This is a genomic window from Streptococcus sp. 2741 (assembly GCF_013276315.1).
In the GTDB taxonomy this organism is placed as follows: domain Bacteria; phylum Bacillota; class Bacilli; order Lactobacillales; family Streptococcaceae; genus Streptococcus; species Streptococcus pseudopneumoniae.
This window is the reverse complement of sequence record NZ_VMKU01000085.1, coordinates 1-12,463: the sequence shown is the minus strand read 5'-3', so window position 1 is coordinate 12,463 and position 12,463 is coordinate 1. Positions and strand designations below refer to the sequence as shown.

Below are 12,463 nucleotides of genomic sequence, written 5' to 3'. Positions count from 1 at the left end.
TTTCATTGAGTATAAGATACAAGATTTATACTAATACATTTTGTAAAAAAGCGAGTTTCAATTGAAATTCGCTTTTTTAAATGTTGTGGATTTTAGTCAATCCTGTCTAAAAATAGAGAAATTATAGATACAGTGAAGGCTTTAAATGCTGGTTTTTACTGTCTTCAGCCTTATACCCCTTGTATTCGCTTACATAAAGTATTATAATATAATTGTAGGAAAGAAGGTGTTTTTATGTGGAAAAAATATTTTTCAAAATATAAATGGACGGATTTATTTTGGATTTTATTTGTTATTTTGACCTGCCTCTATATAGGTAACCATGATTTGTTTCCTCTCAATCATCAAGAAATCTCTCTTCGAGGTAGTTTCTGGGGGTCTGTACTTGCCTTATATCACTTGCTATTTATTGATAAGTTTGTTATCTCGAATCGAAAATAAATATGAGGTATATGCCTGACTGGCTACTTTTAATATTGATTTTGGAGGAAGATTTTGTCTCTATTATTTATTATTTTAAATTTATCTATTTTGTACAAGATTTATTCTTTGAGACGGGAAAAATCGAAATACTTGATTTATACGGCCTATATCATATTTGGGGTAAATGTACTATATGGTATTCAATGGTTATTAAAAGAACTGATTTCAACTATTTCCACTTAATATGTATGGAAACTCCAGTGATTTTTGCATAACAAAACGCATAAGATTAAGGTTTGAGTACCTGTTCTTATGCGTTTTTGTAATATTGAAGATTTTCGGTAAGTTTTATACCTTTGGGAAGTCTAGTTTAGAATGCTTTCCCAACCAGAATCTCAGCCTCAATAGTAATCTCTGTCAGTTGGCTCCAGTCAATCTTGCTCTGGTCAACGTGAAAGAGGAGAGGAGTCATACTGAGTAGGGCTTGGAGTTGTTCTACTGTGATAGTCTTAGTCAGAGAGGCAGTTTGGTTAGATAGGATGGTAAAGTGTTCTTGGAAATGATTTTTGATATTTTGGTTGGAATAGTCCTTGTTTGTCAGCTGGTCTTGTACCTTCTGACGGATTTCCTTGAGGTGATTTTCAGTTGGGATAACCTTGATCAAGATACCGTCTTTGGATAAAACGCGACGAAATTCTCCATAGTTGGCAGGTGAAAAGATATCTAGTAGGATATCCATGCTGGTGTCTTTTATAGGAAGACGAGCCAAGTCACCAACGAACCAATTGACTGCCCAGTTGGGTTCACTTTTAGCAGCGATTTGGACTGAATCTTTGGAGATGTCAAAGGCATAGAAAGTTTTTTCAGAGTGACTTTCTTGTAGTTTGCGAGAATAGAATCCTTCACCACAACCGATATCCAAAATTGTTGTGGTTGTTTTTGAGCTTGCAAGCAAGTCAGATACAGCATCTAAGATAGCTTGGTAAAAGCCGACTTCTAGGATTTGTTGACGGTTTTGAAAATTTTCCTTGTCATAGTTAGCAGATTGCTTGATTTGAGGTGCTAGATTGACATAGCCAAATTTCGCCAAGTCAAAAGAATGACGGTTGCAGCATTTGAGACTGCTCTCTACCAGAGTCAGATTTTCTTGGCAGATAGGACAGGCAAAGGCAGCCGCAGAAGCAAAACGCTGGAGTTTAGGTTTGAGGTTTATATTCATAGTTTAAGTGTATCAAAAGAGGTAAATGAAAGCAACTTTAGGATGATTTGTAATAGAATTAAATAGTAGTATCATTACTTTTCAAAGTGCCAAAATTAAATTGCTTTTATATCTAAATTGCTATATAATAATGATAAGGAGGAAATAAGTATGTTAAAAGAAGTATTGACTGTCGCAAAAGTTGCGAAAAAATCATCACTCTTTTTAGGTGGTGTTGCATTTGGTACCCTTGGTTTGAAAATCTTGGCAAGTAAGGAAGCTAAAAAAGGTTATTCTAAAGCTTTGGCTAAGGCTTACAAGTTGAAAGACGAGCTAGATGCATCTGTTTCTGTTGTGAAACAACATGGAGACGATGTCTTGCAAGATGCCAAATATTTATACGAGCAAGAGAAAAAAGAAGAGCAATTAGATAGCCTTATAGGAGAATAATATGTCTTTTAAAGTGCTACATAGAGGATACCAACATATCCGACTATCATCTTCTTTTTCACTCACCTTGGATATTCAAGACTATCTTCGTTCCTTGGCGAGAGATGAAAAGGGGATTGAGTCTATCCAGTTTTACATGGATCAACAGCACTTTACTCTACGTATAAAAGAAGGCTTTTCTGTATTAGATAATGCAGAAGCCTTTTTAAAAAGAATTGACAAAGGGAAAGTTTCTGAGTTGATGACTCTTCCCATTCGTAGAGAAGAGAGTGCTTATTCTATTGTTTCAGGTGCAGCGATTAAGCGTGTGCTTTTTCGTAGTTTTGTGCCGTATCCTATTCGCTATATATGGACTTGTTATCAGGCTTTTGGTTATATTAGAGAAGCCTATCAAACACTAGCGCGTAAGGAACTAACGATGGAAGTCTTGGACTGTTCGGCGATTTTATTGTCCTTGTTTATGAACCAATCCAAGACAGCTAGTAATATCATGTTTATGCTTGATTTGGGGAATCATTTAGATCAGTGGTCCTTGAAAAAAACTGCAACAGATTTAGAACAGAGTCTTCTTGCAAAAGAGAGCGACGTATTCTTAGTACAGGGGGATACGGTTGTTAGTATCAAGAGTTCCGATGTTCAAATAGGAGATGTCTTGGTCCTATCTCAAGGAAATGAAATTCTGTTTGATGGACAAGTAGTTTCAGGTTTAGGTATGGTCAACGAAAGTTCCTTGACGGGAGAGAGTTTTCCAGTTGAAAAAAGAGAGTCTGATTTGGTTTGTGCAAATACAGTATTAGAAACTGGAGAGTTGCGCATTCGTGTAACCGATAATCAGATGAACAGCCGGATTTTACAACTGATTGAGTTGATGAAGAAATCTGAAGAAAACAAGAAAACGAAACAACGCTATTTCATCAAAATGGCGGACAAGGTCGTCAAATATAATTTCTTGGGGGCTGGGCTGACTTACCTATTAACAGGTTCTTTTTCTAAGGCTATTTCTTTCCTATTGGTCGATTTCTCCTGCGCTTTGAAAATCTCTACTCCTGTAGCTTATTTGACAGCTATCAAGGAGGGGTTGAACCGTGAAATGGTGATTAAGGATGGAGATGTTCTGGAGAAATATCTGGAAGTTGATACTTTCTTGTTTGATAAGACGGGAACAATCACAACTAGTTATCCTATAGTTGAAAAGGTGTTACCTTTTGGGGACTATAGTGAGGAAGATATTCTCAGAATCAGTGCCTGTCTTGAGGAACACATTTATCATCCTATTGCTAATGCCATCGTCAAGCAAGCCGAGATAGAGGGGATTGAACATGAGGAAATGCATGGGAAACTCCAATATATCGCAAGCAAGGGGATCAAATCTCATATCGATGGCCAACCAGTTCTTATTGGGAATTATGTCTTGATGCAGGATGAGCAGATTCATATCAGTTTGGAACAAAATGCTTTAATTGAAGAGTACAAGAGTCACTACAATCTCTTATTCTTGGCTTATCAGAATGAATTGATTGGAATGTTCTGCATTCATACTCCTTTGAGAAAAGAAGCAAAAGCAGCCTTGGAGAAACTTAAGGCACAAGGGAAAAAATTGATTCTGGCAACAGGGGACACCTTGGTTAGGACAGAGCAATTAGTCAAAGATTTGCCCTTTGATCAGGTTTATACAGATTTGAAACCTGATGGGAAATTTGAGTTAGTAGAGGAACTGCAGAAAGCAGGTCACACTATTTTGATGGTTGGGGATGGGTTGAATGACTCAGCTGCTCTAACCCTATCAGATATCGGTGTGGTGATGAATGAGAGTGCAGATATTTCTAAGCAGATGAGCGATATTTTATTGTTAGATAATCGCTTGGATTTCTTCCAAGAGTTGGATTCGCTATCACCATCTTTGCAAACACTCATCAAGAAGAATATTCAAGATACCGTTGTCGTAAATAGTAGTTTGATTGGCTTTGGCTTGTTTAATTGGCTCAGTCCTTCAAAGCTCTCTATCTTACATAATCTAACAACCTTACGCATTGTACTGCGTAGCCTGTCTATTAAGGGATAGGTGGGGACTATTAACAGCAAAAAGGAGTTACCTTTCTCGAGGGTAACTCCTTTTTTTATAGGTAAATGTTGAACAGTTTAGTAAGTCAATACAAAGTATTTTTTCTTTCCACGACGGATAACAGTCAGTTCGTTCTCTAACTTATCAGTGTCACTCAAGACATATTCAAGGTCTTGGATACGGTCGCCATTTAAGTAAATGGCTCCGTTTTGGACGTCTTCACGGGCTTGGCGTTTTGAGTTAACCACACCAGATGAGACGAGCAGTTCCACGATATTGTGATTTTCGTCTGCCTGTACTTGGTAGTTTGGCACACCACGAAGTCCTTGTTTAAGTTCTTTAACAGAAAGGTTTTTGATGTTTCCTGCAAAGAGCTGCTCAGTGATGTTGAGGGCTTCTTTGTAGGCTTCTTCGCCGTGAACAAGTGTAACGACTTCACGAGCCAAGACTTTTTGAGCCAAGCGTTCGTGTGGCGCTGCTTCAAATTGTTTACGAATGTCTTCAATCTCATCAAGTGACAAGAAAGTAAAGATCTTCAAGAAGCGAACAGCGTCAGCGTCCATAACATTCATCCAGAATTGGTACATTTCGTATGGAGAGGTCTTTTCAGGATTGAGCCAGACTGCGTTTCCTTCTGATTTACCAAACTTCTTACCAGTTGCATCTGTGATAAGCGGAACTGTGATAACGTGTCCAGTCTTGTCAGCTTTACGACGAAGCAATTCGGTACCAGCTGTCATATTTCCCCACTGGTCAGAACCACCGATTTGAAGAGTGACATTATGGTCTTGGTTAAGGACGAAGAAGTCGTACCCTTGCATGATTTGGTAAGCGAACTCAGTGTAAGAAATCCCTGTTTCAATCCGTTTTTTCACAGACTCCTTACTCATCATGTAGTTGACAGTGAAGTATTTTCCAATATCACGGAGGAAGTCAATGAAGCTGATGCTGCCAAACCAGTCGTAGTTGTTGACCATGACAGCTTTATTTTCACCATTTTCAAAGTCAAGAAAACGAGAAAGTTGTCCTTGGATAGACTTGACCCAGCCATCTACTGTGTCTTTTGTTTGGAGACTACGCTCAGCATCTTTGAAGGACGGATCTCCTATGAGACCTGTAGCACCGCCAACGAGCGCATAAGGTTTGTGACCTGCTAGTTGCAAGCGACGACTTGTCAAGATTGCGACAAGATGGCCTAGGTGAAGGCTGTCAGCAGTTGGATCGTAGCCAGTATAATAAGAAACTTGACCTTCTTCTAGGGCTTTACGCAAAGCTTCTTCATCAGTCGTTTGAAAAATCAAACCACGCTCTTTTAGCTCATCAAAAATGTGCATGTGTCTTTTCTCCTTTTTAAAATTATTGTTTCTAACTATTGTATCACAAACTTGGGCAATAGCCTAGCAGAATAGGGAAGAAAGTGGCTATTTTATTGAAAGTTTCCCTTTTATGGTATAATAGATAGAGTGAGGAAATCCATGCAAAATCAATTAAATGAATTAAAACGAAAAATGCTGGAATTTTTCCAGCAAAAACAAAAAAATAAAAAATCAGCTAGACCTGGCAAGAAAGGTTCAAGTACCAAAAAATCTAAAACCTTAGATAAGTCAGCCATTTTTCCAGCTATTTTACTGAGTATAAAAGCCTTATTTAACTTACTCTTTGTACTCGGTTTTCTAGGAGGAATGTTGGGAGCTGGGATTGCTTTGGGATACGGAGTGGCCTTATTTGACAAGGTTCGGGTGCCTCAGACAGAAGAATTGGTACATCAGGTCAAGGACATCTCTTCTATTTCAGAGATTACCTATGCGGATGGGACGGTAATTGCTTCCATAGAGAGTGATTTGTTGCGCACTTCTATCTCATCTGAGCAAATTTCGGAAAATCTGAAGAAGGCTATCATTGCGACGGAAGACGAACACTTTAAAGAACATAAGGGTGTAGTACCCAAGGCGGTGATTCGTGCGACCTTGGGGAAATTTGTAGGTTTGGGTTCCTCTAGTGGGGGTTCAACCTTGACCCAGCAACTGATTAAACAGCAGGTGGTTGGGGATGCGCCGACCTTGGCTCGTAAGGCGACAGAGATTGTGGATGCTCTTGCCTTGGAACGCGCCATGAATAAAGATGAGATTTTAACGACCTATCTCAATGTGGCTCCCTTTGGCCGAAATAATAAGGGGCAGAATATTGAAGGAGCTCAGCAGGCGGCTGAGGGGATTTTCGGTGTCGATGCCAGTCAGTTGACTGTTCCTCAAGCAGCATTTTTAGCAGGACTTCCACAGAGTCCCATTACTTACTCTCCTTATGAAAATACTGGGGAGTTGAAGAGTGATGAAGACCTAGAAATTGGCTTAAGACGGGCTAAGGCAGTTCTTTACAGTATGTATCGTACAGGTGCCTTAAGCAAGGACGAGTATTCTCAGTACAAGGATTATGACCTTAAACAGGACTTTTTACCATCGGGCACGGTCACAGGAATTTCACGAGACTATTTATACTTTACAACTTTGGCAGAAGCTCAAGAACGTATGTATGACTATCTAGCTCAGAGAGACAATGTCTCCACTAAGGAATTGAAAAATGAGGCAACTCAGAAGTTTTATCGTGATTTGGCAGCCAAGGAAATTGAAAATGGTGGTTATAAGATTACTACTACCATAGACCAGAAAATTCATTCTGCCATGCAAAATGCGGTTGCTGACTATGGCTATCTTTTAGACGATGGAACAGGTCGTGTAGAAGTAGGAAATGTCTTGATGGACAACCAAACAGGTGCTATTCTAGGCTTTGTAGGTGGTCGCAATTATCAAGAAAATCAAAATAATCATGCCTTTGATACTAAGCGCTCACCAGCTTCTACTACCAAGCCTTTGCTGGCCTACGGTATTGCTATTGACCAGGGCTTGATGGGAAGCGAAACGATTCTATCTAACTATCCAACAAACTTTGCCAATGGCAATCCGATTATGTATGCTAATAGCAAGGGAACAGGAATGATGACCTTGGGAGAAGCTCTGAACTATTCATGGAATATCCCGGCTTACTGGACCTACCGTATGCTCCGTGAAAAGGGTGTGGATGTCAAAGGTTATATGGAAAAGATGGGCTACGAGATTCCTGAGTACGATATTGAGAGCTTGCCAATGGGTGGTGGTATTGAAGTCACAGTTGCCCAGCATACCAATGGCTATCAGACCTTGGCTAATAATGGAGTTTATCATCAGAAGCATGTGATTTCAAAGATTGAAGCAGCAGATGGTAGAGTGGTGTATGAGTATCAGGACAAACCGGTTCAAGTCTATTCAAAAGCTACTGCGACAATTATGCAGAGCTTGTTGCGAGAAGTTCTATCCTCTCGTGTGACAACAACCTTCAAGACGAATCTGACTGCTTTAAATCCTACTCTGGCTAATGCAGATTGGATTGGGAAGACTGGTACAACCAACCAAGACGAAAATATGTGGCTTATGCTTTCGACACCTAGATTAACCCTAGGTGGCTGGATTGGGCATGATGATAATCATTCATTGTCACGTAGAGCAGGTTATTCTAATAACTCTAATTACATGGCTCATCTAGTAAATGCGATTCAGAAAGCCTCCCCAAGCATTTGGGGGAACGAGCGCTTTGCTTTAGATCCTAGTGTAGTGAAATCGGAAGTCTTGAAATCAACAGGTCAAAAACCAGGGAAGGTTTCTGTTGAAGGAAAAGAAGTAGAGGTCACAGGTTCGACTGTTACCAGCTATTGGGCTAATAAGTCAGGAGCGCCAGCGACAAGTTATCGCTTTGCTATTGGCGGAAGTGATGCGGATTATCAGAATGCTTGGTCTAGTATTGTGAGGAGTCTACCAACTCCATCAAGCTCCAGCAGTTCAAGTAGTAGTTCTAGCGATAGCAGTAACTCAAGTGCTACACGACCTTCTTCTTCAAGGGCGAGACGATAATTCTCTAAATGAAGTGGCGAATCAATGGATTGCCACTTTTTTCTTTTTTCCTTTCGTGTTACAATAAAGGTATGAATCAGTATCAGAAAAAGATTGTTAAAGGAACTATTTATTCGCTCCTATCCGGCTTAATCTGGGGAATCTGTGGAATTCTAGGAGAGTATTTCTTTACTCATTACCAGGTGTCTTCTGGCTGGATTACCTCTATGCGATTGACACTAGCAGGGAGTCTTGTACTCATTTGGTCTGCAATACAATTAAAATCGCAAGTGCTAGATATTTGGCGAGACAAGAAAAATTACCTACCCTTTTTGGCCTATGCTATTTTGGGGATTTTTTCAGTCCAGTATTTTTTCTATCTCTGTGTAGAATACTCAAATGCAGCGACAGCGACTATTTTACAGTTTATCAGTCCTGTCTTTATCCTCTTTTACAATCGCTTGGTTTATCAAAAACGAGCGTCAAAAAGTGCTATTTTCTATGTTTTGATTGCTATGCTGGGTGTTTGCTTGATGGCGACAAAGGGAGATCTCTCTCAGTTATCCATGACACCACTAGCCCTTGTGACGGGCTTACTGAGTGCTATGGGTGTTATGTTTAATGTTATCTTGCCCCAGCCTTTTGCGAAGCGCTATGGTTTTGTACCCACGGTTGGGTGGGGGATGATTTTGGCAGGTTTATTTAGCAATGTTCTCTCGCCAGTGCATCAGCTTTCCTTTACTCTTGATATTTGGAGTATCTTGATTTGTCTCATTATCGCTTTCTTTGGGACGGCTTTTGCTTTTTTTATTTCCATGAAGGCGGTGTCCTTGGTTTCTCCTTTGGTGGTTTCCGTTATCAGTGCCAGTGAACCTCTCTCTTCTGCTCTCTTGAGTGTTTTGTTCTTAGGCCTGGTAGTGGATTGGTCACTCCTTCTAGCTATGGCCTTGATTATTTTACCCATGATATTTTTGTCTATAGAAGAAGCGAAAGAAAGTAGATAAAAAGTCTTTTCTTAATTCTAAAAGTGTGCTATACTAGAATAGTCAATAAAACACGGGGAGATAGTTGTGAAGAGTGTTTTTAGGTTGTATCGGTAGGGGTTTGCTTTTACCGACAGCACGTTTTATCTCACATCCCTAAAAAATCATACCTAAAAACAGACAAAAAGGCTTCAAATTTGAGGCTTTTTTTGGTAGAATAGTTATCATTATAAAGAATGAGAGGTTTTTTTATGACTGCTACAAAAATGAATGCTCAAGAAATTATCCAATTTATCGCTAATGCTGAGAAGAAAACCAGTGTGAAAGTAACTTTTGAGGGACAACTCGCAACTGCTGTACCTAGCTCGGTTGTTAGACTAGGGAATGTTTTATTTGGAGACTGGAAGGACGTGGCTCCGCTTCTCAATGGTTTGGTAGAAAATCAAGACTATGTTGTTGAGCAAGATGCCCGCAATTCTGCAGTTCCTTTGCTAGATAAACGTGCTATCAACGCTCGTATCGAGCCAGGCGCTATTATCCGTGACCAGGTAGAAATTGGTGACAATGCTGTTATCATGATGGGAGCTGTTATCAATATCGGTGCTGAAATCGGTGCAGGAACCATGATTGACATGGGGGCTATCCTTGGTGGCCGTGCCATCGTTGGGAAAAATAGCCACGTTGGTGCAGGTGCAGTTTTAGCAGGTGTGATTGAGCCAGCTAGCGCAGAACCAGTCCGTGTTGGAGACAATGTTCTTATCGGTGCCAATGCAGTGGTTATCGAAGGAGTCCAAATCGGTAGTGGTTCAGTTGTCGCAGCAGGAGCTATCGTTACCCAAGATGTTCCAGAAAATGTAGTAGTAGCAGGTGTTCCAGCTCGAATTATCAAAGAGATTGATGCCCAAACTCAACAAAAAACAGCGCTAGAGGATGCGCTTCGTACCTTGTAATTTGTAAAAGAAAAATAGAGGCGGGACCCTTTTTCCAGCCTCTTTCTGCTATATAGGAGGATAGATAGATGTTAGATTTGATTCAGACTAGACGAGATTTGCACCAGATTCCAGAGATTGGCTTGGAGGAGTTCAAGACTCATGCTTATTTGCTGGATGTGATTGAGAAATTGACTGCGGGCAAGGAGTTTGTTCAAGTTCGTACTTGGCGGACAGGTATTTTGGTTTACTTGCAGGGAAGTCAGCCAGAGCGTACTATTGGTTGGCGGACGGATATTGATGGTCTGCCTATCGTTGAACAAACAGGACTTCCTTTTGCTTCTCAGCATCAAGGTCGCATGCACGCTTGTGGTCATGATTTCCACATGACTATTGCCTTAGGCTGTCTCGAGCGCGCCCTTGAGGAACAACCTAAAAATAATCTACTCTTCCTATTTCAGCCTGCTGAAGAAAATGAAGCTGGTGGCATGCTCATGTATGAGGATGGCGCTTTTGGAGACTGGTTGCCAGACCAGTTTTATGGGCTTCATGTTCGACCAGATTTGAAGGTTGGTCAGATTGCGACCAATACTCATACACTCTTTGCAGGAACTTGCGAGGTGAAGATCCGTTTCAAAGGCAAAGGAGGACACGCAGCCTTTCCACATGAAGCTAATGACGCCTTGGTGGCAGCTAGTTACTTTGTGACCCAGGTGCAGTCAGTTGTCAGCCGCAATGTCAACCCAATCGAGGGAGCGGTGGTGACCTTTGGAGTTTTCCAAGCTGGAACAACCAACAATGTTATCACAGATACAGCCTTTTTGCATGGAACTATTCGGGCCTTGACTCAGGACATGAGTCTCTTGGTACAAAAGCGGGTCAAAACAGTTGCAGAAGGAGTTGCAGCTGCCTTTGATATGGAAGTCGAAGTGGAACTCAAACAAGGTGGATACCTACCTGTTGAGAACCATCCAGCCTTGGCGCGTGAACTAATGGACTTTTTTGAAGAGAAAGACGGAATTGAGTTGATTGATATCGAGCCTGCTATGACAGGCGAGGACTTTGGTTATCTCCTTTCAAAGGTTGATGGCGTGATGTTTTGGCTGGGTATCGATAGTCCCTACGCCCTTCATCACCCTCAGATGGCTCCTAAGGAAGAAGCATTAGCTATTGGGGTGGATGCGGTCTCTAGTTTCCTGAAAAAGAAGGCAGCAGAGTAGAGGGGTTGTCTATGAAATCGGAACTACGCAAGCAAGTCTTGCAAGAAATGAAGGCTATATCTCAAGAGCAAAAACAGGCTATAGAGCAAGCTTTAACCGAGCGGCTTTTACACCATCCCTTCTACCAAGAAGCCAAGGTCATCGCAACCTATCTCTCTTTTCCGCACGAATTTCAAACGCAGGGATTGATTGAGCAGGCGCTGAGGGACGGCAAGAAGGTTCTGATACCCAAAACCTATTCCAAGGGGCGCATGGACTTTGTGGTCTATGATCTGCAACAACTGGTCAAAACTTCCTTTGGCTTACTGGAACCACAGGGAAATTTGGAAGTGGTAGATGCCTCTCAGATTGATTTGATTCATGTCCCAGGGCTGGCTTTTACGATGGAAGGCTATCGGATTGGCTATGGCGGAGGTTATTATGACCGCTATCTGGAACAGTTTACTGGTCATACTTTGAGTACGGTTTATCATTATCAAGTTCAGGACTTTATCCCTGAAAACCATGATATTCCTGTTCAGGAGGTTTTGATTGATGAAGGAAATCTTTGATAGGCGTTACCCTGTGACGAGTTTCTTTCTTTTAGTGACGGCCGTGGTATTTCTACTAATGTTGGTAACTACAGGAGGAAACTTTGACAGGGCGGATACTCTATTTCGATTTGGAGCCATGTATGGGCCTGCCATTCGCCTCTTTCCCGAGCAAATTTGGCGTCTCTTTTCGGCTATTTTTGTTCATATTGGGTGGGAGCATTTCATTGTTAATATGCTTTCACTTTATTATCTTGGAAGGCAGGTAGAGGAGATTTTCGGTTCTAAGCAGTTTTTTTTTCTCTATCTTTTATCAGGAATGATGGGCAATCTCTTTGTTTTTGTATTTAGTCCCAAATCCTTAGCAGCAGGTGCATCCACCTCTCTTTATGGTCTATTTGCCGCGATTATCATTCTTCGCTATGCAACTCGTAATCCTTATATCCAACAGCTAGGACAGTCTTATCTGACACTTTTTGTGATTAACATTATTGGAAGTGTTCTGATTCCAGGAATCAGCCTAGCAGGCCATATCGGAGGTGCAGTTGGTGGTGCATTTCTAGCAATTATCTTTCCAGTTAGAGGAGAAAGACGGATGTATAGTGCTAGTCAGAGACTGGTAGCGTTAGTCTTGTTCGTAGGACTCGCAGTCTTACTTCTCTACAAGGGAATGGGATGAAAATTTGTGAAATGAAAAAAGATAAGGCATTTTTTGAACCTTATCTTTTTTTATTTTATACTCAATGAA

The 12,463-nt window shown here is 40.9% G+C and carries 11 protein-coding genes; 9 read left to right on the top strand and 2 right to left on the bottom strand.

Annotated elements, in window-relative coordinates:
• The first annotated feature begins 234 nt into the window (after positions 1-234).
• On the top strand, positions 235-441 hold the full coding sequence (locus HT671_RS12080) for a hypothetical protein (RefSeq protein WP_000265678.1): 207 nt from the start codon (positions 235-237) through the stop codon (positions 439-441).
• A gap of 352 nt (positions 442-793) precedes the next feature.
• On the opposite strand, the gene HT671_RS08470 is transcribed toward HT671_RS12080, so the two are convergent.
• On the bottom strand, positions 794-1,642 hold the full coding sequence (locus tag HT671_RS08470) for a putative RNA methyltransferase (protein WP_001024685.1): 849 nt from the start codon (positions 1,640-1,642) through the stop codon (positions 794-796).
• A 150-nt stretch (positions 1,643-1,792) separates the two neighbouring features.
• On the opposite strand from HT671_RS08470, the gene HT671_RS08465 reads away from it, so the two are divergent.
• Positions 1,793-2,071, top strand: a complete 279-nt coding sequence (locus HT671_RS08465; RefSeq protein WP_000910909.1) for a DUF6110 family protein — start codon at positions 1,793-1,795, stop codon at positions 2,069-2,071.
• A 1-nt stretch (position 2,072) separates the two neighbouring features.
• Positions 2,073-4,133 carry a heavy metal translocating P-type ATPase gene (locus tag HT671_RS08460; RefSeq protein WP_138703334.1) on the top strand — a complete coding sequence of 687 codons (2,061 nt, stop codon included), beginning with the start codon at positions 2,073-2,075 and terminating at the stop codon, positions 4,131-4,133.
• Positions 4,134-4,210: 77 nt separating this feature from the next.
• Here the strand turns inward: HT671_RS08460 and tyrS are convergent, their stop codons facing one another.
• Positions 4,211-5,467, bottom strand: a complete 1,257-nt coding sequence (gene tyrS, locus HT671_RS08455; RefSeq protein WP_000546883.1) for a tyrosine--tRNA ligase — start codon at positions 5,465-5,467, stop codon at positions 4,211-4,213.
• Between the two features lie 141 nt (positions 5,468-5,608).
• Here tyrS and pbp1b point away from each other — a divergent pair, with 141 nt between their 5' ends.
• The 6 genes from pbp1b (at position 5,609) to HT671_RS08425 (ending at position 12,394) form a co-directional block, all read left to right on the top strand.
• Complete coding sequence (gene pbp1b / locus HT671_RS08450; protein ID WP_138703335.1) at positions 5,609-8,074, top strand: penicillin-binding protein PBP1B; 2,466 nt, start codon at positions 5,609-5,611, stop codon at positions 8,072-8,074.
• 71 nt (positions 8,075-8,145) lie between these two features.
• Entirely contained in the window at positions 8,146-9,057 is a 912-nt protein-coding gene (locus HT671_RS08445; RefSeq protein WP_007285066.1) for a DMT family transporter, read from the top strand.
• 230 nt (positions 9,058-9,287) lie between these two features.
• On the top strand, positions 9,288-9,986 hold the full coding sequence (gene dapD, locus HT671_RS08440; protein ID WP_000127477.1) for a 2,3,4,5-tetrahydropyridine-2,6-dicarboxylate N-acetyltransferase: 699 nt from the start codon (positions 9,288-9,290) through the stop codon (positions 9,984-9,986).
• Between the two features lie 68 nt (positions 9,987-10,054).
• Positions 10,055-11,185 (top strand): N-acetyldiaminopimelate deacetylase, encoded by a 1,131-nt coding sequence (locus HT671_RS08435; RefSeq protein WP_000885081.1) that lies wholly within the window; start codon positions 10,055-10,057, stop codon positions 11,183-11,185.
• Positions 11,186-11,196: 11 nt separating this feature from the next.
• Positions 11,197-11,736, top strand: a complete 540-nt coding sequence (locus tag HT671_RS08430; RefSeq protein ID WP_000834335.1) for a 5-formyltetrahydrofolate cyclo-ligase — start codon at positions 11,197-11,199, stop codon at positions 11,734-11,736.
• Positions 11,720-12,394 carry a rhomboid family intramembrane serine protease gene (locus HT671_RS08425; protein ID WP_000658506.1) on the top strand — a complete coding sequence of 225 codons (675 nt, stop codon included), beginning with the start codon at positions 11,720-11,722 and terminating at the stop codon, positions 12,392-12,394. Before HT671_RS08430 ends, HT671_RS08425 begins: the two co-directional genes overlap by 17 nt.
• Positions 12,395-12,463 lie beyond the last annotated feature (69 nt).

Bases quoted from the DNA above. Each gene is read 5' to 3' on its own strand.
- HT671_RS12080 (WP_000265678.1), top strand. From the start codon at position 235: ATGTGGAAAAAATATTTTTCAAAATATAAATGGACGGATTTATTTTGG.
- HT671_RS08470 (WP_001024685.1), bottom strand. From the start codon at position 1,642: ATGAATATAAACCTCAAACCTAAACTCCAGCGTTTTGCTTCTGCGGCT.
- HT671_RS08465 (WP_000910909.1), top strand. From the start codon at position 1,793: ATGTTAAAAGAAGTATTGACTGTCGCAAAAGTTGCGAAAAAATCATCA.
- HT671_RS08460 (WP_138703334.1), top strand. From the start codon at position 2,073: ATGTCTTTTAAAGTGCTACATAGAGGATACCAACATATCCGACTATCA.
- tyrS (WP_000546883.1), bottom strand. From the start codon at position 5,467: ATGCACATTTTTGATGAGCTAAAAGAGCGTGGTTTGATTTTTCAAACG.
- pbp1b (WP_138703335.1), top strand. From the start codon at position 5,609: ATGCAAAATCAATTAAATGAATTAAAACGAAAAATGCTGGAATTTTTC.
- HT671_RS08445 (WP_007285066.1), top strand. From the start codon at position 8,146: ATGAATCAGTATCAGAAAAAGATTGTTAAAGGAACTATTTATTCGCTC.
- dapD (WP_000127477.1), top strand. From the start codon at position 9,288: ATGACTGCTACAAAAATGAATGCTCAAGAAATTATCCAATTTATCGCT.
- HT671_RS08435 (WP_000885081.1), top strand. From the start codon at position 10,055: ATGTTAGATTTGATTCAGACTAGACGAGATTTGCACCAGATTCCAGAG.
- HT671_RS08430 (WP_000834335.1), top strand. From the start codon at position 11,197: ATGAAATCGGAACTACGCAAGCAAGTCTTGCAAGAAATGAAGGCTATA.
- HT671_RS08425 (WP_000658506.1), top strand. From the start codon at position 11,720: ATGAAGGAAATCTTTGATAGGCGTTACCCTGTGACGAGTTTCTTTCTT.